The sequence below is a fragment of the Actinoallomurus sp. NPDC052274 genome (genome assembly GCF_040679475.1).
In the GTDB taxonomy this organism is placed as follows: Bacteria; Actinomycetota; Actinomycetes; order Streptosporangiales; family Streptosporangiaceae; genus Actinoallomurus; species Actinoallomurus liliacearum.
In genome coordinates this window covers 148588-169367 of record NZ_JBFAUT010000012.1, presented here as the reverse complement: position 1 = coordinate 169367, position 20780 = coordinate 148588, and the positions used below count along the sequence as shown (strand labels likewise).

At 69.9% G+C, this 20780-nt stretch carries 21 protein-coding genes and 1 riboswitch; of the genes, 6 read left to right on the top strand and 15 right to left on the bottom strand.

What is annotated here, in order from left to right; translation table 11 throughout:
- From AB0K82_RS13805 to AB0K82_RS13780, 6 genes are all read right to left on the bottom strand, one after another.
- The coding region (locus tag AB0K82_RS13805) for a hydantoinase B/oxoprolinase family protein (RefSeq protein WP_364396331.1) at positions 1 to 764 on the bottom strand (764 nt) is incomplete at its 3' end.
- Positions 765 to 766: 2 nt separating this feature from the next.
- Entirely contained in the window at positions 767 to 2827 is a 2061-nt protein-coding gene (locus AB0K82_RS13800; protein WP_364396328.1) for a hydantoinase/oxoprolinase family protein, read from the bottom strand.
- Entirely contained in the window at positions 2824 to 3648 is an 825-nt protein-coding gene (locus AB0K82_RS13795; RefSeq protein WP_364396325.1) for an ABC transporter permease, read from the bottom strand. Before AB0K82_RS13795 ends, AB0K82_RS13800 begins: the two co-directional genes overlap by 4 nt.
- A complete protein-coding gene (locus tag AB0K82_RS13790) occupies positions 3641 to 4546 on the bottom strand; it encodes an ABC transporter permease (protein WP_364396322.1) in 906 nt (301 codons plus the stop codon). The genes AB0K82_RS13795 and AB0K82_RS13790 overlap by 8 nt, the downstream gene beginning before the upstream one ends.
- The gene (locus AB0K82_RS13785) at positions 4543 to 5694 is read right to left on the bottom strand and encodes an ABC transporter ATP-binding protein (RefSeq protein ID WP_364396319.1); all 1152 of its coding nucleotides are present in this window, start codon (positions 5692 to 5694) and stop codon (positions 4543 to 4545) included. The genes AB0K82_RS13790 and AB0K82_RS13785 overlap by 4 nt, the downstream gene beginning before the upstream one ends.
- Entirely contained in the window at positions 5661 to 6749 is a 1089-nt protein-coding gene (locus AB0K82_RS13780) for an ABC transporter substrate-binding protein (RefSeq protein WP_364396316.1), read from the bottom strand. Before AB0K82_RS13780 ends, AB0K82_RS13785 begins: the two co-directional genes overlap by 34 nt.
- A gap of 81 nt (positions 6750 to 6830) precedes the next feature.
- Positions 6831 to 6945: riboswitch (SAM riboswitch) on the bottom strand.
- A 348-nt stretch (positions 6946 to 7293) separates the two neighbouring features.
- Between AB0K82_RS13780 and AB0K82_RS13775 the strand changes: the two genes are divergently transcribed.
- The 3 genes from AB0K82_RS13775 to AB0K82_RS13765 all read left to right on the top strand — a co-directional run bounded on the left by AB0K82_RS13775 (position 7294) and on the right by AB0K82_RS13765 (position 8159).
- Complete coding sequence (locus tag AB0K82_RS13775) at positions 7294 to 7599, top strand: flavodoxin domain-containing protein (RefSeq protein WP_364396313.1); 306 nt, start codon at positions 7294 to 7296, stop codon at positions 7597 to 7599.
- Entirely contained in the window at positions 7542 to 7877 is a 336-nt protein-coding gene (locus AB0K82_RS13770; RefSeq protein ID WP_364396310.1) for a hypothetical protein, read from the top strand. Before AB0K82_RS13775 ends, AB0K82_RS13770 begins: the two co-directional genes overlap by 58 nt.
- Before the next feature lie 87 nt (positions 7878 to 7964).
- The gene (locus tag AB0K82_RS13765) at positions 7965 to 8159 is read left to right on the top strand and encodes an aldo/keto reductase (RefSeq protein ID WP_364396307.1); all 195 of its coding nucleotides are present in this window, start codon (positions 7965 to 7967) and stop codon (positions 8157 to 8159) included.
- A gap of 56 nt (positions 8160 to 8215) precedes the next feature.
- On the opposite strand, the gene AB0K82_RS13760 is transcribed toward AB0K82_RS13765, so the two are convergent.
- From AB0K82_RS13760 to AB0K82_RS13745, 4 genes are all read right to left on the bottom strand, one after another.
- A complete protein-coding gene (locus AB0K82_RS13760; protein ID WP_364396304.1) occupies positions 8216 to 9505 on the bottom strand; it encodes an MFS transporter in 1290 nt (429 codons plus the stop codon).
- 67 nt (positions 9506 to 9572) lie between these two features.
- Positions 9573 to 10532, bottom strand: a complete 960-nt coding sequence (locus tag AB0K82_RS13755) for an amidohydrolase family protein (RefSeq protein ID WP_364396301.1) — start codon at positions 10530 to 10532, stop codon at positions 9573 to 9575.
- Between the two features lie 223 nt (positions 10533 to 10755).
- Positions 10756 to 11586: a hypothetical protein gene (locus AB0K82_RS13750; protein ID WP_364396298.1), complete on the bottom strand. Its 831-nt coding sequence runs from the start codon at positions 11584 to 11586 to the stop codon at positions 10756 to 10758.
- Positions 11583 to 12332, bottom strand: coding sequence for an SDR family oxidoreductase (locus AB0K82_RS13745; protein WP_364396295.1), 750 nt, complete (start codon positions 12330 to 12332; stop codon positions 11583 to 11585). Before AB0K82_RS13745 ends, AB0K82_RS13750 begins: the two co-directional genes overlap by 4 nt.
- 172 nt (positions 12333 to 12504) lie before the next feature.
- Between AB0K82_RS13745 and AB0K82_RS13740 the strand changes: the two genes are divergently transcribed.
- Positions 12505 to 13425 (top strand): LysR family transcriptional regulator, encoded by a 921-nt coding sequence (locus AB0K82_RS13740; protein ID WP_364396292.1) that lies wholly within the window; start codon positions 12505 to 12507, stop codon positions 13423 to 13425.
- A gap of 53 nt (positions 13426 to 13478) precedes the next feature.
- On the opposite strand, the gene AB0K82_RS13735 is transcribed toward AB0K82_RS13740, so the two are convergent.
- From AB0K82_RS13735 to AB0K82_RS13720, 4 genes are read right to left on the bottom strand one after another with little or no spacing between them, the layout of a single operon-like run.
- The gene (locus tag AB0K82_RS13735) at positions 13479 to 14342 is read right to left on the bottom strand and encodes an SMP-30/gluconolactonase/LRE family protein (RefSeq protein WP_364396289.1); all 864 of its coding nucleotides are present in this window, start codon (positions 14340 to 14342) and stop codon (positions 13479 to 13481) included.
- A complete protein-coding gene (locus AB0K82_RS13730) occupies positions 14339 to 15844 on the bottom strand; it encodes a bifunctional 3-(3-hydroxy-phenyl)propionate/3-hydroxycinnamic acid hydroxylase (RefSeq protein ID WP_364396287.1) in 1506 nt (501 codons plus the stop codon). Before AB0K82_RS13730 ends, AB0K82_RS13735 begins: the two co-directional genes overlap by 4 nt.
- Positions 15845 to 15870: 26 nt before the next feature.
- Positions 15871 to 16794, bottom strand: a complete 924-nt coding sequence (locus AB0K82_RS13725; RefSeq protein ID WP_364396284.1) for a VOC family protein — start codon at positions 16792 to 16794, stop codon at positions 15871 to 15873.
- A gap of 12 nt (positions 16795 to 16806) precedes the next feature.
- Positions 16807 to 17649, bottom strand: coding sequence for a fumarylacetoacetate hydrolase family protein (locus tag AB0K82_RS13720; RefSeq protein ID WP_364396281.1), 843 nt, complete (start codon positions 17647 to 17649; stop codon positions 16807 to 16809).
- 129 nt (positions 17650 to 17778) lie between these two features.
- Between AB0K82_RS13720 and AB0K82_RS13715 the strand changes: the two genes are divergently transcribed.
- Positions 17779 to 18492 (top strand): FCD domain-containing protein, encoded by a 714-nt coding sequence (locus AB0K82_RS13715; RefSeq protein WP_364396278.1) that lies wholly within the window; start codon positions 17779 to 17781, stop codon positions 18490 to 18492.
- Positions 18489 to 20480 carry an acetoacetate--CoA ligase gene (locus AB0K82_RS13710; RefSeq protein ID WP_364396275.1) on the top strand — a complete coding sequence of 664 codons (1992 nt, stop codon included), beginning with the start codon at positions 18489 to 18491 and terminating at the stop codon, positions 20478 to 20480. The genes AB0K82_RS13715 and AB0K82_RS13710 overlap by 4 nt, the downstream gene beginning before the upstream one ends.
- Before the next feature lie 24 nt (positions 20481 to 20504).
- Here the strand turns inward: AB0K82_RS13710 and AB0K82_RS13705 are convergent, their stop codons facing one another.
- Entirely contained in the window at positions 20505 to 20738 is a 234-nt protein-coding gene (locus tag AB0K82_RS13705; protein WP_364396272.1) for a tyrosine-type recombinase/integrase, read from the bottom strand.
- Positions 20739 to 20780 lie beyond the last annotated feature (42 nt).

The following is a 20780-nucleotide window of genomic DNA, read 5'->3' as shown; positions in this document are numbered from 1 at the left end:
GACAGACGCACCGGGATGTCGGAGACCGCGTCATCGTCGAGGTAGTCGACGAACCGGTAGGTGCCGTCGTCCAGCCGGGCCAGCGCCGCTCGCGCCTTCTCGGCCGTGTAGTCCACCAGGTCCTGGTACGCGTCCAGTACGGAGTCCACGCCGTGCTGGGCGATGACGCCGGCGAGCCGGTCGCGCCCGGTGCCCAGCGCGGCGCGCATGGCGCGGATGTCACCGAGGTTGGCCTCCGGGGTCCGGCTGTTGGCGGTCAGGAACGCCTCGACGTCGCGGTTCACCTCACCGGCCCGTACGAGCTTGACCGGCGGGATCTGCAGCCCCTCCTGGAAGATCTCGTCGTTGACCGGCGACAGGCTGCTGGGCACCCGGCCGCCGATGTCGGAGCAGTGGATGAACGCCCAGCCGTAACCGACGAGCCGCCCGTCGTGGAAGTACGGCTCGATGAGCTGGATGTCCGTCAGGTGCGTGGCCAGCCCGCCCGAGGTGTACGGGTCGTTCGTGATGATCACATCGCCCGGTTCCAGCGGGCCGGCGCGCTCGACGGCGGTCAGCACGTTGAGGCCGACGAACCCGGAGACGCCGATGCCCCGTGGGTAGGCGACGAACCCTCCGTCCAGTCCGGCGACCGCGCAGCAGAAGTCCGCGGTCTCCTTCACGTACAGGGACCTGCTGGTCCGCTGCAGGGTCAGGCACATCTCCTCGGTCACCGCGCCGAGCTTGTTGCCGACGATCTCCAGGGTGACGGGGTCGAGCCGCATGATCAGGTCCTCCGGCGCAGGTGCAGGTTGCCGGCCGAGTCGACGTCCGCCGACCAGCCGGGCGGAATGAGCACGGTGGTGTCGTCCTGCTCGACGATCGCGGGTCCGGACAGGCGGTCGGCGGCGCGCAGCCCGGCCCGGTCGAACACCCGGGCGGTGAAACGACCGCCGGTCAGCAGGACGGACCGGTGGCTCGCCGTGCTGGGCGTCCCTTCGCCCCGGGGCACGGCGGGCGGTGGGATCTCACCGGTCGGGGCCACGATCGCCAGCCGGGCCGTGCCCAGCTCGATCGATGCCTCCGGGTCGCGGAAGCCGTACAGCCGCTCGTGCCCGGCGTGCAGCGCCTCGGCCACGGACCCGGCCTCGAGCGCGGCGCCGTCGAGCGGCACCCGCAACTCGTACGCCTGGCCCTCGTACCGCAGATCCGCGGAGAACAGCAGCTCGGGCGGGCCGGTCGCGGCTCCCTGGGCGGCCAGCCAGCGGTGCGCCCGGTCGGCCAGCTCCGCGAGGATCTCACGGAGCCGCGCCGCGCTGTCCTCGTCGAGCCGGCGCCGGATGCTGCGCGCGAAGTCGCGCCGCAGATCCGCGCCTGCCGCTCCGAGCGCGCAGAAGGTCGCGGCGGTGGGCGGCACCACGATGTGCGCGATCCCGACCTCCTCGGCGAGCATCGCGGCGTGGGTCGGCCCGGCGCCGCCGTACGGGACGAGCGTGAACCGAGCGGGGTCCAGACCGCGCTGCGCGAGGGTCTTGCGCAACTCGGTGGCCATTCCCGCGGTCGCGACCCGCAGCGCCGCGAGCGCGGCCCGCGCCGCGGCCTCGCCGTCACCGGAGTCCCACCCGAGGCGGGCCGCGACGCCGGCCAGCGCCCCGGCGGAGGCGTCCGCGTCGAGGCTCATCCGGCCGCCCAGGAAGACGGTCGGGTCGATGATCCCGGTGAGGATGTAGCAGTCGGTGACGGTCGGGCGGGTGCCGCCGCGTCCGTACGCGACCGGGCCGGGGTCCGCCCCCGCGCTGTCCGGCCCGACCTTCAGCACGCCCTGATCGTCGACCCAGATCACGGAGCCGCCGCCCGCGCCGATGGCGGTGACGGCCACCACCGGCAGGATCAGCGGCAGCCCGCCGATGGTCGTGTGGGTCGTGAACTCGGGCCGGCCGGCGACCGCGACGGCGATGTCACTGCTGGTCCCGCCCATGTCGAAGGTGACGAGCCGGTCCAGGCCCGCTCCTCCCGCGCCGGCCAGCCGGGCCGCCGCCATCACGCCGGAGGCGGGCCCGGACAGCACCGTCTCCAGAGGTCTGGCGGCGGCCGCCGCCAGGCCCAGCGACCCGCCGTTGGAGGCGGCGATGTAGATCGGCGCGGTGACGCCGATGCCGGCGAGACGCTCGGCGAGCCGGTCGAAGTAGTCGCGCATCAGCGGCTGGATGTAGGCGTTCAGGCAGGCCACGAGGGTGCGTTCGTACTCACGGACCTCGGGCCAGACGCTCGCGGAGGACGCCAGCCGCATGCCGGGCAGCCGCTCCCGTAGCCGCGCGGTCACCTCCTCCTCGAACGCCGGATCGGTGTAGCTGTGCAGCACCACGACCGCCGCGGCCTCGGCCGAGGCCGCGGTCAGCGCGGCGGCCACCCGGTCCAGTTCGGCGTCGTCCGGCACCGCCACTCGCTCGCCGCCCGGCCCGAGCCGTGCCGCGACCTCCACGATCCGGTCGCGGGGAACGAGGGGCTCCTCCTTGCCGGCGTACAGGTCGAAGGAGGAGGGCATCCGGCTGCGCCCGATCTCCAGCACATCCCGGTATCCCTCGGTGACCACCAGCGCGATCTGGGCCCCGCGCCGCTGGATGACGGCGTTCAGGCCGATCGTCGTGCCGTGCGTGACGCTCGTCAGATCCCCGGGCGACAGACCCGCCGCCGCGACGACGGCGGCCAGGCCGTCGGCGACCGCCCGCGACGGGTCGCCGGGCGTGCTCGGCTCCTTGTGATGCAGCACCCGGCCGTCGCCGGGCACCGACAGGACCACGTCGGTGAACGTTCCGCCGACGTCGATTCCCACCCGTACCTCGGTCACAGCACCTCCGATATCCGGGCGAACCGATCGGCCGCGATCATCACGATCACGCTGGCCGCCATGAGCAGCGTGGACACCGCCGTCACCGACGGGTCGAGCTCGAACTGCACCGCGGAGAAGACGCGCAGCGGCACCGTGGTGGTGTGCGCTCCCGCCACCAGCGCGGTGACCGCCACCTCCCCCAGTGAGGTGACCGCGGCGAGCAGCGCGCCGGCCAGGATGCCGGGGCGCAGCAGCGGCAGCGTCACGGTGCGAAAGATTCGGGGGCCGCTCGCGCCAAGGCTCGCCGCCGCCCGTTCGAGAGTGGGGTCCAGCCCGGCGGCGCTGACCATCACGGAGCGGACCACGAACGGCAGCGCGACCAGCGAGTGGGCCAGCCACAGTCCCGGCACCGTGTCGATCAGCCCGAGCCCATGGAGGTAGTACAGCAGGCCGAGCGCGGTGATGACCTCCGGCACCATCAGCGGCGAAAGCGCCAGCCCGCGCAGCAGGCCACGACCGGGGAAGTCGCCGCGCACCAGCCCGTACGCCGCGAGCGTACCGAGCACGACCGTGGTGGGCACCACGAGCAGCACCAGCAACCCGCTGAGCCGGAACGAGACCAGCCAGTCCGGCGAACGCAGCACGGCCGCGTACCAGCGCGTGGAGAACCCCTGCGGCGGGAACGCCACCGAGGCGCGCGGGTTGAACGAGCTCGCGACCAGCACCACCAGCGGCGCGAGAAGGAACAGGAAGACCAGCGCCGCCAGCAGGCGGCCAGCCATGGAGGCGAGGCGGCCGGCGGACACTCCCGTCCGGCCGGTCCGCGGAAGGTCAGCCATAGAGACGGCGCTCCCAGAGTCGGAAGGCGGTGCCCAGCACCGACGTGGAGACCACGGTGATCGCCAGCAGCGCGAAGCTCAGCGCCGCCGCGACCGGGTAGTCGTAGACGGTGGACACCTGGTCATAGACGCGGATTCCGGCCAGTGGCTGGTTCACGCCGCCGACCAGCAGCGGAGTGATGTAGATCCCCATCGCCAGCGCGAAGACGACCAGCGCGCCGGTGACGACCCCGGGCAGGCTGAGCGGCACCGTGACGCGGGCGAACGTCCGTACCGGGCCGGCCCCGAGGCTCTGCGAGGCCCGGTGGACGTCGCGGTCCAGCCCACCCAGCGCGGTGGCCAGCGGAATGATCGCGAAGGGCAGCAGTACGTGGGTCACGGACACCACGACCGCGGTGTAGCTGGTCAGCAGGTGTGCGGGCTGCCGCAGCAGGCCCGTCGCGACCAGGGCCCGGTTCACCGGGCCCGCCCCGGACAGCAGCACGACCCAGCCGTAGCTGCGCACCACCACACTCGTCAGCAGCGGCGAGATCACGATGACGAACAGCACCGTCCGCAGCACCCCCGGACGCCGGCGCGCGAGCGCGTACGCGGCCGGGTAGGCCAGCACCACGCACAGCACGGTCACCAGCAGGGCGGTGATCACCGTACGGCCGAGAGAGGTGTAGAAGTACGACTCGGTGAACACGCGGCCGTACTGGTGGAACGTGAAGCCCGACAGCGCCGTGTTGTTCGCGTCCACCGGGCGAAGGCTGAGCCGCAGCAACTGCACGAGCGGCACGAGGAACAGCGCCGTCAGAAAGACGACGAGCGGCAGCGTGTACGCCGCACCGCGCCACCGTCTCGTCCGCCGGCCCGGCGCCTCCGGGGCCGCCTCGTCCCCCACCTGAGCCGTCACGGCCGATCGCCCCCGGAGTCGAGCACGACCAGGTCGGCCGGATCCCAGCTCAGGGTGACCGCGCTGCCGACACCCGGCGGGTCCACGCTGCCCGCCCCGGTGTCGGCGACCTGGACGGTCAGCGTCGGCCCGCCGGTCACGCGCACCTCCACCTGCCAGGCGTCGCCGGTGAACGCGCGGTACGCGACCGTCCCGGTCGCCCCGGCGCCCGCCTTCGCGGTGTCCCCGTGGACGAGCCGGATGCGTTCGGGCCGGATCGCGATGACGGCCTCGCGCCCGGGCACCAGGCCCGGCGCGTCGAACGTGACCCCGCCCGCGTCGAGGGCCGCGTCCTCGCGCACCGTGCCCTCCAGCACGTTGGCGGCGCCGATGAACTGGGCCACGAACCGGGTCGCGGGCCGCCGGTACACCTCGTCGGGCGTGCCGAGCTGTTCGAGCCGGCCACCGTTCAGCACCGCGATGCGGTCCGACAGCGACAGTGCCTCTTCCTGGTCATGGGTGACGAACACCATGGTGGTGCCGACGCGGCGCTGGATCGAGCGAAGCTCCACGCGCATCTCGCGGCGCAGTTTGGCGTCGAGGTTGGACAGCGGCTCGTCCAGCAGCAGCACCGCCGGGCGGGTGGCCAGCGCGCGGGCCATCGCCACCCGCTGCTGCTGCCCGCCGGACAGTTGCCGGGGACGCCGCCCGGCGTACTCCTCCAGCCCGACCAGGCGCAGCGCCTCATCGACCCGTTCCGCCCGCTCGGTCCTGCCGAGCCTGCGGACCCGCAGCCCGTAGGCGACGTTGTCGGCGACGGTCAGGTGCGGGAACAGCGCGTAGTTCTGGAACACCATGCCCAGCTCACGCCGGTACGGAGGCAGCCGGGTGATGTCGGTGCCATCGACCAGGATCCGGCCGCCGGCCGGCGTCACGAACCCGGCGACGCAGTTGAGCAGAGTCGTCTTGCCGCAGCCGCTCGGGCCGAGGATCGACAGGAACTCGCCCCGGCGGATGGACAGTCGTTCCAGGTCGAGCACCCGGACGCCGTCGTAGCCGGCGGTCAGGTGCTCGATCTCGACGTGACCGGCGCCGTCCGGTTCGCCGCTCTCCCCGGAACCGTACGGCGCGCCGGTCAGCTGAAGATCTGGTTCCACCGCTGCTGCCATTCGTTGAGCTTCGGGGTGGCGATCGTGTAGTCGACCCAGTTGAACGACTTGTAGACGTCCGGGCCGTGCTTGATCTTCTCGTCGAACGCCTTGCTGTAGTCGATCTTGTTGTTCGAGCCGGCGTACCAGTTGCCCTCGGCGAACGGCTTCTGGTGCACCGGATCGCTCAGGTAGTTCAGGAACTTGTAGGCCAGGTCGCTCTTCTTGGTTCCGGTCGTCAGGAAGTAACTGCTGAGCGCGCCGACCGCACCGGACTTGGGGTAGGTGAACCCGACCTTGGAACCGGCCTGGGCCATGGCGAAGGCCCGCCCGTCCCAGTACGGCACCACCCACGCGTCGCCGTTCTGGACGGCGGTCTGAACCGCGGTCGCGTTCGCCGGGTAGGAGGACACGCACCCCTTCAACTTCTTCAGCTGCGTGAACGCCCGGTCGACGGCGGCGGGATCGGACAGCTTTCCGCCCTCGCTGCGGACCAGCGCGCTGAAGAACTCCAGCCCGGGGTTGTACGTGAGGGGCGGCAGTGCGACGTGACCGCAGTACTGCTTGTCGAAGATGTCCTGCCAGTCGACCGGCGGCTGCTTGATCTTGTCGGTGCGGTACAGCAGCCCGGTCGAGCCGATGGTGAGCGGTACGCCGTACTGCGCGCCGGAGAGGTTGTCCACCTGCACCTGCACCGGGTCGAGCTCGCTCCAGTGGGGAAGCTTGCCGGTCTGCAGCGGCTGGATGAGCTTGGCGGCGGCGGCCGGCCGGGCCGCGTCGGGGGTGAACACGACGAGGTCGAACGGCGGGTTCTCACCGCCCGAGGCCCGCAGCTTGGTGAGCCATTCGGCATTGGCGCCCGGAACGAGGTTCACCTTGGCCCCGGTGTCGTGCTCGAACGGCTCGACGAACGACTTCTTGAACAGGTCCTCCCACGGCCCGGCGTACACGGTGACGGTGAGCTGATCACCGTTCTTGGCCGAACCTCCGGTGTCAGCGGTGTCCACCCCGCAGGCCGCGGCCGCCAGCAGCGCCAGCGCGCCGAACGAGGCGGCCAGCACCGATCGCCTTCTCACGTCTGTTCCTCCTTGCACGACCGGCCGTCGACCACGCGCGACGTGACTGGTCTCACCGACCCCGCGGGGGCTCGGCCGCACAAACCGCGCTTGCCGTCGTATCCGGTTCGACGACCATGTCCTCACCCGGAGCACCCCACCGCGGTCGGAGGGTTGCCGTCCAGCAAGCCGGGGCTTGACGCTGGAGCTCGTGACGGGAAGGACAATACCAGACAAAACAGGTCTTATTTCCTGGCAATGGCCGCGCGTGCCGGCCACGATGTCGGCACGGCTGCGGCGCACGCACACCGGCGCCTCTCCACCTGCTCGGAGATCCAGGCGGCAGCGTTCAGCAACGCGAAGAGCTCCATGCCCGTCGCATCCTGGCGGAGAGCACTGGCCTCGCAAGCCCTTGGCGGTCGGCCGGTCGCCGAGGCCTCTCCGCGGGCGCACAACTGAGTTGGCGCCGATGCCTACGGCACGAACCCGTCCGGGAGACCTGCGTCACTGGCCGCGGTGACGGCGTCTGACGAACACGCCGCCATGCGGCAGGAGAGGAACACCCGTGTCCGATATCTCGATCGTCATCGCGTCGCATTCCGGCTACGGCCACACCGCGCAGATCGCCACGGCCGTGGCCGACGGCGCGCGCTCCATCGCCGGGACGCACGTCCACCGCGTGGACGTCGCCTCCCTCAGCGACGCCGACTGGGAACTGATGGACGCTGCGGACGCCATCACTTTCGGCACCCCCACCTACATGGGCACCGCGTCGGGGGCGTTCCACGCCTTCGCCGAGGCCAGCAGCAAGCGGTGGATGACCCGCGCCTGGAGCAGCTCGCGGCGGGATTCACCAACTCCGGCTCCATGAGCGGCGACAAGCTGCACACCCTGCAGTACCTCTTACTCCTGGCGGCCCAGCACGGAATGCTCTGGGTGAGCCTGAACCTCCTGCCGGGCTGGAACACCACCACATCCAGCCCCCAGGACGACAACCGCCTCGGCTTCTACCTCGGCGCCGGCGCACAAAGCTGCAACGACACCGCCGCGGTCCACGACGCAGACACCAACACCGCTCGCCACCTCGGCCGACGCGTCGCCGAGCACACCCGCGTCCACCGCGCCGGACTGACCGCCGCAACGCACTGACACAACGATCCGTGAACCGCCCCGGCCGCCCCACCTCCGGGCCAGGAGGTCGCGGGCACCGTCAAGGAGCTGATCGACGCGGGCAAGGTGAAGTACTTCGGCCTCAGCGAGGCCGGACCCGAGACGATCCGCAAGGCGCACACCGTGCAGCCGGTCTCCGTCCTGCAGACCGAGTACTCCCTGTTCGAACGGGACGTCGAGCAGCTCTTCCCCACCCTGGACGAGCTCGGCATCGGCTTCGTCGCCCGCTGCACCGAGGGGCACGTGCCCACCTGGATCTGATGATCCACCCCGGATGGGATCTGACAAGCAATCACTGATCGACGTGCGGTTCCATCTCACAGTGCCGGTTCGGCCGGCTCTTCGAGCGGCCGCATCACAGCGGCCTTCCCCGTGAATCGCCGGGGAGTTCCTGATCCGATGGCGAGAGCGAGAATTGCGCCGAGAATCGCCGGTATCGCGAAGAGAACGAAGTTCCACTGCGGCGCGAAACCGGCGGCGAGTACCCAGCCTCCCAGAGTCGGGCCGGCGATGGCGCCGATCCGGCCTATTCCCAGCGTGACACCCACCGCGCTGCCCCGGGCGTCCACCGGGTAAGTGCGTGAGATGTACACGTTGATAAGCCCTTGAACGCCGAGCGCGCCTGCGCCGCCGATCATCACTACCGCATAGAGGATCGCCGGCGGCGACTTGACGCTCAAGCCGGTGATGGCGCCTGCGGCCACGACGAAACACGCGATGATGGGTCCTTTCGACCCAGCACGGTCGGCGAGTATCGCTATCGCGAGTCCTCCGACCGTCGCACCGAGATTGAGGAGCGTGAGGAGCGTCAATGAGGAGCCCAGGGGGTACCGCGCCGCCTGCATCAACTGCGGCAACCATGTGTTGATCCCGAAGATGAGCAGGAAAGAACAGATCACCACGCCGCAGAACAGCGTTGTCGTTCCCACGTACGGTGGCCGCAGCACAAGGCGGAATCCGCCGTCTCCAGGCGTCCTCTGCGCCTCAGCGGATGTCCGCCGATACGCCGGTGATTCGGGCAGCCATCTGTGGCTCATCACCAACAGCAGCAGTCCGACGCCACCGCCGACAAGGTACTCCAGCCGGAAATCAGATTTGTGCAGGAGGACGTTGGCCACCATGGCAGCCAACGATCCTCCTATCGTGACGCCGCATTGAACGATCGCTGAGTACAGGTTCTTTCGCGTCACCGGTGTGATCTCGAAGATCAGCGGTGTTATGGCGGGGTAGATCGCACCGACCCCCAGCCCGACCATGAATCGGCCGGCGCCGAACACCTGTGGATCGAGGGCGAACGCACACGTGAACATTCCCAATGAGACGGCCACGAGGCTGACCAACGCCGTTCGTCGTCGCCCGTATCGATCGGTGAGCTGCCCGACCAGCAGTGCCCCGAACAGCATTCCCACGGGTGTGAGACTGCCCAGCACGCCCAGCGCTGGTAGAGAAAGGCCCCATGGCCGATATCGGTGCAACAGCGGCGCCGTCGCGCCGAAGGCGACGAGGTCATACCCTTCCAGGGTCATGACGGCCAGCCCGATTCCCACAGCCTTCCGCAGCAGAGAAGACGGCGGCGCCGGTGATACGCCGGGTCGTGTTGTGCTCACGTACGGATTCCTCATCCTCTCAGGTCACGGCTTCGTCGTGACGTGCCTACAGTCGGGACGAACCCGTTCATGTGTGCAGGTGAAGGACCCGTACGGCGTTGCCGTGACCGATCTTCGCGCGGTCGGTATCGCTGAGCGGCGCCTGGTCGAGGAAGCGAACGGCCTCAGCGGTGTCTTCGAACGGGTAGTCGATGGCGAACATGATGGCGTCGGCGCCGATCGCCAGGACCGCACCGGCGAGAGCGGCCGGTGAACAGACGCCGCTGGTGGTGATCAGGATGTTGCTGCCGAAGTACTCCGACGGCTTCCGGGTGAGTGTCCGCTGTGCCTGGCGGGAATAGCGCGAGTCGAGCCGCGCGAGCTGGAAGGGCAGGAATTCGCCCATGTGACCGAGGATCATCCTGGCACGTGGGTGCCGGTCGAAGACCCCTCCGAAGATGATCCGGAGGGCATGTCCCCCCGTCTCGGCCGCCCAGCTCCACAGCGGGCCCTGCAACTCGGGACGGCCCGCGAGCACTCGCCAGGGCTCAGTCGGCGGGGCACCCGGGTGGAGGTACAGCGGAACGTCCAGGTCCTCTAGGGCGGCCCACACCGGTTCGTACCGCGGATCATCGAGATAGCCGCCTCCGGTGTGGTCGTTGACGAGCGCCCCGCTGAGTCCGAGTGAGCCGACGGCGCGGTGGAGTTCGGCCACGGCGGCCTCGGGATCCTGGAGTGGCAATGCGGCCAAGCCGCGGAACCGGGTCGGATGAGCGGCGATCACGCCGGCCAGGTGGTCGTTGGCCACGCGGGCATCCGTGACCGCCTGCCGGGCGTCGGTCACGCACTGGACACCCGGGGCGGTCAGCGAGAGCACTTGGATGTCGACGCCGTGCTCGTCCATGTCGTGCAGTCGGTAGGTCGTGTAGTCGCACAGCCGTTTCGCCCAGTCCTCGGCCCAGTGGCCGGCGGTGACCGTCCTGGGCACGGGGTATTTGGCCTGTAGTTCGGGAACGGCGAAGGCTTCTTCCATTGCGATGAGACCCAAGGCACATGCCTTTCTGCTGGCGCCGCACATTCGGCGGCTCTCAAATGCCTTCCGCCACACGTCTGTCGTGTACGCGGTCAGGGCATCAGGGTTGATGAACGACGGACGGCGGGGGCGGTCGCCGCCATTCGTAGAGCGCCTGGACGCCCTCGAACGACCGCGGGATTCAGAGCCGGTCGTCGACTGTGGCGTCCATATCGGAGCGGCACTCGGAGAAGGCTCCTTAGCCGTCCGTCTTCTCGGTGGGGCGGACGGCGTCAGAGCGAAGGTCGGCGGTCGGGTCGGCTCCGCGCATCCCGAGCAGTCCGAGCAGCGCGACGATGGCGATCGTCGCGCCGAGGCTGATCCATCCGGTGCCCAGGCCGAGGCCGTCCTGGCGAGACGAGGACAGCCAGTCGGTGATCGACGCGCCGAGCGGACGGGTGATGATGTAGGCGGACCAGAACGCGGTCACGGTGCCCAGGCCCGCCCAGCGGTACGCGGCGGCCGGGACGGCAATGGCGATGGCGAACAGGACGATCGAACCCAGGTACCCGAGGTGCAGCCAGTTGGCTGTCAGATCGCCGGCGACGGTGCCGAGCGCGAAGGTGGTCATCACCATCGTCCAGTAGAAGCGTTCCCGGCGTGGGGTCGTGATGCTGTGCACCGACAGGGTTCTCTCCCGGGCATACCACCAGACGAGAATCACGGCCAGCACGATCGAGAGCCCCACCGTCGTGACTAGGTACGGGAGGCCGACCACGAAGTCGAGAACGTCGGCGATCATGGTGCCGAAGATGGCCACCATGACCACGGCTGACCAGTAGATCCAGAGGCGGTAGCGATCGCTGCGGAATTGGGCGATCAGCGCGACCGCCAACGCGATTGCGGCGCCGCCCAAGGCGAGTCCCGGATTGAAGTGGCTGACGAGAAAATCCGAGAAGGTCTCGCCCATTCCAGTAGTGAGGATCTTGATGATCCAGAACAGCGCGGTGATTTCGGGGACCTTGGCGACGAGCCGCCGTGCGCCTGTGGCGCCAGGTGTCTGATCGTCGATTCCCGCGATGACGCTCATGCCCGCCGCCCGCCGTCGACCGACAACGCGATCCCGGTCACGAAGGACGCGGCGTCCGAGCAGAGCCACACCGCCGCCGCCGCGGCCTCCTCCGGCGTGGCCAGCCGGCCCAGCGGCGTGATCGCCGCCTGCCGCGCGATCATGTCGGTACCGGCCGCGACCTCCTCGAACCCGGGAGTGAGGGTCGGACCGGGACACACGGCGTTGACCCGGACGCCATCCGGCGCGTAGTCGACCGCGGCGACCTTGGTAAGCCCCACGACGCCGTGCTTGGCCGCCACGTAAGCAGGAGCGGTCGGGATCGCGTACAGACCCCCGTTCGAGGCGACATTGACGATCGCACCACCACCACGCCGCCGCAGAAGAGGCAACTCGTACCTCATGCACAAGAACGTCCCGGCCAGGTTCACGCGGACGACCCGCTCGAACTCCTCCAGCGTCATCTGATCCAGCCGACGGTGGTGCGAGGCCAGACCGGCGTTGTTCACGGCGAAATCGAGGCCGCCGTACGCCGCGACCGTCCGCTCGACGGCCGCCCGCACGGAACACTCGTCGGCGATGTCGACCGTCACGGCCAGCGCCTCCCCACCGCCCCTCCCGATCAGCTCAGCGGTCTCGGCCGCCGCGCCCTCATCGATGTCGAGCACCGCGACCGCGGCACCGCTCCTGGCGAACTCCAGCGCCGCCGCACGGCCGATCCCACTGCCGGCGCCGGTGACCAGTCCCGCCCTTCCGGGAACGTTCATTCGGGCTCAGACCTCCATCCGTTCGATATCCGTGAGGAACTGCTCTGACTGGGTGACAGACAGGGGACGGTCGAAGGAAACGACCATCAGATGGTTGATCACCCTTCAATTCTTGAGGGTGCACGCCGCCGGTGTCCAAGACCCGTTCGATCTTCGGTGATAACCTGGAGGCATGGTTGAACTGGAGACCCGCGAGCTCGAGTACTTCCTCGCCGTCGCCGACGAACTGCACTTCGGCCGGGCCGCCATCCGGCTCTCGATCGCCCAGCCGGCGCTGTCCAAGGCGATCCGGCGGATCGAGACCCGGCTCGGCGTCCAACTGTTCGTCCGCTCCAGCCGGCACGTCGGGCTCACCCCCGCCGGACAGGCGCTGCAGGAACACGGGCGGCACGCGCTCAACGCGGTCAACGCCGCCGTCCGCAACGCCCGGCGTGCCGGCGACCCCCACGCCCACCTGCGCCTCGTGCTCAAACCCGGCGGCGACGCCGGCCTGCTGTCGGGGATTCTCGCCGAGTACGCCCACCAGCCCGACGCCCGCCGGGTGGACATCCTGTTCAGCGGCCCCGCAGACCGCACCGACATCCTGCACGACGGCCGGGCCGACGTCGGCCTGCTCTACGTCCCATTCGATGACCTCGACGGCCTGGCCCACGAGACACTGCACACCGAGGACCGCGTGGTCATCCTCCCGGCCGGGCACCGGCTCGCCGGACGCGCCTCGGTACGGCTCTCCGATCTGGAGGGTGAGACGCTGCCGCGCTGGAAAGGCGTCCCCGGAGGCGACGGCACCGGCCCCGAGGTCGCCGACGTCACCCAACTGCTCCACATGATCACGGTGAGCCGGATGATCGGAGTACTGCCCCGCTCCCTGGTCGAACCACTCCCGGCCGGCCTGGTCGGCGTCCCGGTGACCGACACCCCGCCCAACCGCCTCGTCCTCGCCTGGAACGAACACGACCACCGGCCACTGGTCGCCTCGTTCGTCGCCGCCGCACTCCGGCTACGCCGGCACCGGACCCGATCGGCCATCGACACGCCTGAAGCACCGCCCGGATCGGACGACGAGCGGCTCGTATTGGAGGAGCTGCGGTGAGCGAGGCGGGCGTCCGCCACACCACCGCGAACGCCCGCCGACACCACTGTCCGTCACGGAGTGTGTCGTAGGGGCGTGGCGTCAAGGGTGGCGGTGGCGACCGCGGTCTCCACGGTCTTGGCCGCGAGCGCCCGCATGAGGTCCTGGCCGTGCGCGTCCGCGACGGTGACGTACAGCAGCCGCCCGTCCGCGCAGCAGGCGATGGGATAGCCGTCGCCGGTGTCGATGGAGTCGAGCAGCTCACCGTCGCGTACCTTGACGACGGCGTGGCCGGAGGTGGTGGCCACCCAGATGCCGCCGTCGTGGACAGGCCAGATGCCGTCCGGCCGGGCGGCCGGCCCGACCAGGGCGGCGAGGTCGGCGTAGGTACGGCGGCCGGACAAAGCACCGGTGGGGCCGACGTCGAACGCGGTGAGGCGTTGGGCGGCGGTCTCGGCCACGACAAGGGTCGTTTCGTCGTCGATGAGCGCGAGGCCGTTCGGGAACCGCACGCCCTCTGCGGCGACCCTGACGGTGCGATCTGTTCCGACCCGCAGCACACGCCCCGGCCGCGGTGCCTCGCCCTTGTGCGGGGCGTAGCCGACGTCGTCGACGTAGAGGTTGCCTGCGCGGTCGCCGACCAGGTCCCCCAGCGCTCCGGAGGCGAGCGCGGTGAGGTCGGCGTAGGTATCGAAGCCGGCGCCGTTCCAGACGCCGAGCCGCGGTTCGGTCATCATCGCGGCGACGAGCGTGCCGTCGGGGAGGAACCACAGGCCGTTGGCGGGTGAGTCCAGCTCGGTCGCCCTCCAGGTCCCGCCGGCGTCGGTCCACAGCCGGGAGGCCTGTGTGTCGGACACCCACAGCGCCCCGGCATGCCGCCGTGGGCCTTCGCCCCAGGTCAGTCCCGTCGCGTAGATCTGAAGGTCGCGGGTGTTCACGCCGAGACCTCCGCAACGGCCAGCCGCTGACGCAAAGCCAGGGTGGCGGCGTCGAGCGCCGCGCCGCCGCGGGTGAGTGCGTAGGTGTAGCGGTCGGGACGGATGATCGCGGCGTCGGCCTCATGGTCCCGCAGCCAGGCGGCCAGGTGTGGGCTGCGCAGCGTGATGACCGCCACGTCAAGGTCCGCCCAGGCGCCGCGGGTCCGATCGGTGACATCGGCGGCGACGTCCGGGGTGGTCAGGACGGCGAAGTCGTACCCGACCAGGTCATCGAAGCGGGTTCCGTCCGCAGTACGGGGCTGGGGGGCGAGGCGGTTGATCGCCTCCCCGGCGGTGTCGGCGAGACCCCGGCCCAGTGGCGGCCGGAGCCGGTCGAGGGTCTGGGGTTCGGTCACGTGGGGACGGTGCTCGGCGTAGCCGAACGCTTCGATCATGTTGGCTTGGCGCGCGGACTCCTCGATGAAGGGGCGCACATGGGCGGCGCGTTCCGCCTCGTAGGTGTCGAGCAGATCCGGCCTGCTCCGTCCGGTCACCACCCGCGCCAGCTTCCATGCGAGGTTGGCGGCGTCACGCAGGCCCGAGCACATGCCCTGGCCGAGCATGGGCGGCATCTCGTGGGCGGCGTCGCCGGCGATGAAGAGCCTGCCGTTGCGCCAGCGACCGGCCAGGCATGCGTGCCATTCGTAGACGTCGGTGCGTTGGATCCGGTAATCGCCCGGCGCCAGCCAGCGGGCCAGCAGCCGGTAGACGGTCGTGGGACGCTCGTACTCCTCGGCGTCGTCCCCGTCGCCGAGCATGAATTCGAACCGCAGCTTGGGCGGGAAGATGGGGCAGTACGTGACCGGCTTGTCGGCCTCGCAGACAATGAAGCCGTTGGTGGCCGGCAGCTCGGCCGGGTGCGCGAACGGATGAATGTCGACGATCAGCGAGCGCTGGGTGCCGTGCAGGTCCTCCACGTCGTGCGTGACGTACGGGCGCAGGAACGATCCTGCGCCGTCGGCCCCGACGATGTAGGCGGCCTGGAGGGTACGGGTGCCGCCGGTGGCGCGGTCGCTGATCTGGGCGATGGCGTGGTCCGCGGTCTGGCCCACCGCGGTGACCTGCCACCCCAGCCACAGTTCGGCGTGCTCGCTGGAGGCGAGCAGGCCCCGCAGGCGTGATTCGTAGTCGGGCTGGTGGAACTGGTAGTCGGCGTACCACGCCTGGTCCGTCTCGGCGTTCGGCGATCGCAGGGACAGGAACGGGTCGCCGCCGGGGTCGCGCAGTATCCAGCCGTCCATGCGCAGGAAGCCCGGTTCGAGGTCGGCCGCGCCGACGGTCTGCAGAGTGCGCATGATCTCATCGTCGATGTGGGTGGCGCGGGGATGGGGGCACGCGATGCGGTTCGGATCGACGACGGCGACGCGAACGCTCTTCATCGCGAGCAGGCGGGCCAGCGTCAACCCGGTGGGGCCGGCGCCGACGACGATCACGTCGTACTGGTCAGAGGTCGTGGCGGTCATGACGACTCTTTCCCGGAGGCTGCGGTTCAGGCGGGGTGGTGGGCGCCGGTCATCAGCGCGGCGAGATCCTCGGGCTCGATGAACGACGGTGGCGGCGGCGGCCCCCAGCTGTAGAGGCTCTTGGCGGCGTCCCACACCTCCGGGGTCCACAGCGCGTCGTCGACGACGCAGTCCAGGTCGGAGTAGTACTCGGAGAAGTTCCCGGCCGGGTCCTTGAGGTACCAGAAGAAGTTCGAGCCGATGTGGTGGCGTCCCAGTCCCCAGACGTGCCGTTCCGGGTGCCCGTCGAGCATCCGCGCGGCTCCCCTGCCGATCTCGTCGACGTCGTCCACCTGCCACGACGTGTGGTGCAGGAAGTTCACCGGCGCCTGCGTGACCAGCACGTTGTGGTGGTCGGTCGAACAACGCAGGAACGCCGCCATGCCGGGGACGACGTCACTGATCTTCAGACCGATCCCGTCGGTGAAGAACCGCTGAGTGGCCTCCTGGTCGAGCGAGCCGATCACGACGTGCCCGAGCTTGCGAGGTGTCACGGGGTGTTCGCGCAGGATGCCGGGGGCGCGGCCGGTGCCGCGGGCGGCCACGCCAGGGGCGTTGTACGGGGGTGCCGGCAGTGCCGGCTGGTGCAGCGGCCCGGTGACCTCGACGACGACGCGGACATCGGAGATCGGCTCGACCGCGGCCAGCCGATCCCCGTCGACCTCCGCCGTTACGCCGAGGCTCGCCAGTCGGCGGTCGATCCGGGCGATGTCGTCACGGTCGCCCGCGCCGATATTGATCTCGACCAGCCGCCGCGCCGGGGACGGCACGACGCGCAGCTGGCGCCCGCCGTCGACGGTGGTGAACCAGCCGTCGGAGTCCGGGGCGAGACCGAAGTCGGTGTAGTAGCGGGCGGTCTCGGCCACCTGCGGAACGCCGATCGTGACCGAGTTGAGCCTGTGCAGCGCCACTGTCATGTCCTTTCAGGCGACCGCGACGAACGTCTGCCGGATCTCGCCGACGCCGTCGATGGAGGAGACCAGCTCGTCACCGGGTGCGAGGAACCGTTGTGGGGTACGACCCGCGCCGACGCCGGAGGGCGTACCGGTGAAGATCACATCACCGGGCCACAGCTCGGTCACCGCCGAGAGCCTCGCGATCAGCTCGGGTACCGGGAAGATCATGTGCGAGGTTCGGGACTTCTGGACCTGCTCTCCGTTGAGGCTGCAACCGAGCACCAGGTCGTCCGGGTCCGGCAATTCGTCGGTCGTGACCAGGAAGGGGCCGATCGGACCGAAACCGTGGTGGGATTTGGCCAGGCTGAACTGCGGCACCGGTCCGATGGCCTGCAGTCGCCGCTCGGACAGGTCCTGGCCCACCGCCACTCCGGCGACGTGCCGCCAGGCATCCGTGGCCGGGATGTGCCTGCCACCGCGGCCGATCACGACCACCAGCTCCACCTCCCAGTCGACGTGGCCGACCGGCAGGGCGACCTGGGTGAACGGCCCGGCCAGGGAGCTGGCGAACTTGGTGAACACCGCCGGCTCCGCGGGAACGGCCATGTCCGACTCGGCGGCGTGGTCGCGGTAGTTCAGACCGATCGCGAAGATCTGCCGCGGCGCCGGTGCCGGGTTGCCGATGTCGCCGCCGGTGAATCTCTCGACCGGGGCGTCCGCCGGTGGCGTCCAGCCGCGGAACTGCTCCCACCGGTCGTACAGCTCGCCCGGATCAGAGCCGAACCGGCCGCCGCTGGCGGTCTCGATGTCCACGGCGTGAGCCTCGTCGACGATCACCTTCGCCCGGCCCGCGATGTTCCCGATCCTCATACGTCACCTTTCGCCCTCCAGGTGGCACGACTCCATGTCCGTGTCGCACAGCCTGCGCCCAAACATGCGCATCTGTCAATCAGATGCGCATCTAGATCTGAGATGCGCTTGCCAGCTAGGGTCTTGGACATGGCAGACCGAGCGAGTGGCGAAGGCGGTAGCAAGCAGCGGCGGGCCGAGCAGGTGTACCAGCGGCTGCGCGCGGACATCTTCAATGCGACGCTGGCACCGGGCCAGCGCTTGAAATTCCCGGACCTGTGCGCGACCTACGACATCAGCGTCGGCGTCGCGCGCGAGGTGCTGACCCGGCTGGCCGCCGAACGGCTGGTCGTGTCGAAGGCCCACCAGGGCTACACGGTCGTCGAACTCTCCGGCGACGAGCTGGCCGACCTCACCACCGCCCGCGTCCACATCGAGTCGTTGGTGTTCCGCGAATCGGTGCTGCACGGCGACGCGTCCTGGGAGGCGCAAGTGCTGGCCGCCCACCACCTGCTCTCCCGCACACCGCTGCCGACCGACGTGGGCAGCGACGCGATGCAGGAGTGGAGCCGGGCGCACGAGGCCTTCCACCAGTCCCTGCTGGGCGGCTGTCCCAGCCGACGGCTACGAGAGACCGCTCAGACACTGCGCGATGAGGCGGAGCTCTACCGCCGATGGGCCGGCCCATTGGGGACCGAGCCGGACCGTGACCTCGCCGGCGAGCACAAGGCGCTGGCCGACGCCGCACTGGCCCGTGACGCCGACCGTGCCGCCACGCTGCTCCGCGACCACATCGCCCACACGACGGAGATCCTGATCAGCGGTGTCACCGCCGCGTCCCCCGGCAACGGTGATGGGCAATGACCGAATTCTCGATCAACGAGCGCGCGACACCCGACTGGACGCCCTCTCCCGAGCGGATCGCGGCCGCCCGCATCAGTGACTTCGCCCGCGCTGCCGCCGACCGCACCGGCCTTCACCTCACGGGGGACTACCCGCGGTTGTGGGAGTGGTCGGTCAGCGAGCCGGGCGAATTCTGGGCCCTGGTCTGGGACTACTTCGACCTCCCGGCACGTCCCCCCGGCGCGGTGCCGCTGGCCGACCCGAGCATGCCGGGGACGACCTGGTTCCCCGGCAGCCGCCTGAACTACGCCCAAGAGGTCTTCCGCGGTCGCAGCGACACCGAGACCGCCCTGACCGTCGTCGACGAGCGATTCGTTCCTCGTGAGATCTCCTGGGCCGCCCTGCGCAGCCAGACCGCCTCGGTGGCGGCCACCCTGCGCGAACTCGGAGTCCGGCCAGGAGACCGGGTCGTGGGCTACCTGCCCAACGGCGCCGAGGCCGCCGTCGCGTTCCTGGCCACCGCCGCCATCGGCGCCGTGTGGGCGATCTGCGGCCTGGACTACGCCGCCACCGCGGCCGAAGCCCGGTTCGGTCAGCTGGAGCCGACCGTGCTCATCGCCGCCGACGAGTACACCAACGCCGGTCGGCGCATCGACCGCCGGGCGGAGGTCGCGGCGCTGCGGACGGCGCTGCCCTCCCTGAAAGCGACCATCCTGGTCGGAGGCGAAACCTCCGACACCCTTTCCTGGGCGGCCGTCTCCGACCGGGAGGGGACGCCACCGCTGCAGCCCCTCGACGTACCCTTCGACCACCCGCTGTGGGTACTGTTCTCCTCCGGCACCACCGGCCTGCCCAAAGGCATCGTCCACGGCCACGGCGGCATCGTCCTCGAGCAGCTCAAGACCTCCGCGCTGCACCTGGACCTGCACGCCGGCGACCGGGTCCTCTGGCACACCACCCCCAGTTGGATGATGTGGAACTCCATGGTCGGCACGCTGCTGCTCGGGACGAGCATCGTCTGCTACGAAGGCAGCCCCACCCATCCCAGCACCGACACCCTGTGGCGGCTGGCATCGCTTACCGGAGCGACCCTGCTGGGCACCAGTCCCGGCTACCTCGCCGCCTGCCGCAAGCACCACACCGATCCCGCCGCGCACGACCTGAGCGCGCTCACCCGGCTCGCCGTAACCGGCTCCGCCTTCCCCGCCGCACTCCACCGCTGGGTCGCCGCCCGACTGGACCCCGCAGTGCAGATCGGCTCGATCAGCGGCGGCACCGACGCGTGCACCGCCTTCGCCGGCCCCGTCCCCACCCACCCGGTATGGGCAGGGGAACTGTCGGCACCGTGCCTGGGGGTGGCACTCGACTGCTACGACGACCGCGGCCGACCGATCCGCGGCCAGGTCGGCGAACTCGTCCTGCGGGGGCCCCTCCCCTCGATGCCCCTCCGGTTCTGGAACGACCCAGAAAGCAGCCGATACCGCGCCGCCTACTTCGACCGCTTCCCCGGAGTGTGGCGCCATGGCGACTGGATCACCACAACCGACCACGGCTCGGTCATCATCCACGGCCGTTCCGACGCCACCCTCAACCGGCACGGCATCCGCATGGGCAGCGCCGACATCACAGCCCCGGTCGAACGCCTTCCCCACGTCGGCGAAGCACTCGTCATCGGCCTTGAAGAACCCGACGGGGGCTACTGGATGCCCCTGTTCGTCACGCTCACCGACGGCCGACGACTCGACCAGCATTTGCGCGAGCAGATCCGCGACACCATCCGGCGACACGCTTCACCGCGCCACGTGCCCGACGACATCATCGTCGCTCCCGCCATCCCCCACACCCGGACCGGCAAGAAGCTCGAAGTCCCCATCAAACGCATTCTGCGCGGCGAACGACTCGAAACACTCATCGATCCCACCAGCGTCGACAACGCCGACGTCCTCGCCTGGTACGCCATGATCGGAGCCCAGCGCCACGTCTCGGCCAACGACCGGCACATCCGCTAGCGGTCAGGGGTCAGCACGGGTCGGTCATCGGCCCGTTTGACCATCACGGTAGGCGGCGTCGAGGACATCTCGCGCGCGTTCCCACGAGCCAGGTACCAGGTGCCCGTAGATCCGGTAGGTGACCTCGATGCTCTTGTGCCCCAGCCAGCGGGAGACATCGGTGATGGGAATCCCTCGGGACAGGGCGAGCGAGGCGTAGTAATGACGTAGCGAGTGCGGCACGAACCCATCCGGAAGATTCGCGTCCTTGGGGTCCATACCGCTCACCTCGTTATCAACGCGAACTTCAACGAAGCGGTC

Excerpts from the sequence above, each read along its gene's own strand:
- AB0K82_RS13785 (WP_364396319.1), bottom strand. The coding sequence starts at position 5,694 with ATGGCAGCAGCGGTGGAACCAGATCTTCAGCTGACCGGCGCGCCGTAC.
- AB0K82_RS13710 (WP_364396275.1), top strand. The coding sequence starts at position 18,489 with ATGACCGAATTCTCGATCAACGAGCGCGCGACACCCGACTGGACGCCC.
- AB0K82_RS13795 (WP_364396325.1), bottom strand. The coding sequence starts at position 3,648 with ATGGCTGACCTTCCGCGGACCGGCCGGACGGGAGTGTCCGCCGGCCGC.
- AB0K82_RS13715 (WP_364396278.1), top strand. The coding sequence starts at position 17,779 with ATGGCAGACCGAGCGAGTGGCGAAGGCGGTAGCAAGCAGCGGCGGGCC.
- AB0K82_RS13720 (WP_364396281.1), bottom strand. The coding sequence starts at position 17,649 with ATGAGGATCGGGAACATCGCGGGCCGGGCGAAGGTGATCGTCGACGAG.
- AB0K82_RS13750 (WP_364396298.1), bottom strand. The coding sequence starts at position 11,586 with ATGAGCGTCATCGCGGGAATCGACGATCAGACACCTGGCGCCACAGGC.
- AB0K82_RS13740 (WP_364396292.1), top strand. The coding sequence starts at position 12,505 with ATGGTTGAACTGGAGACCCGCGAGCTCGAGTACTTCCTCGCCGTCGCC.
- AB0K82_RS13705 (WP_364396272.1), bottom strand. The coding sequence starts at position 20,738 with ATGGACCCCAAGGACGCGAATCTTCCGGATGGGTTCGTGCCGCACTCG.
- AB0K82_RS13745 (WP_364396295.1), bottom strand. The coding sequence starts at position 12,332 with ATGAACGTTCCCGGAAGGGCGGGACTGGTCACCGGCGCCGGCAGTGGG.
- AB0K82_RS13730 (WP_364396287.1), bottom strand. The coding sequence starts at position 15,844 with ATGACCGCCACGACCTCTGACCAGTACGACGTGATCGTCGTCGGCGCC.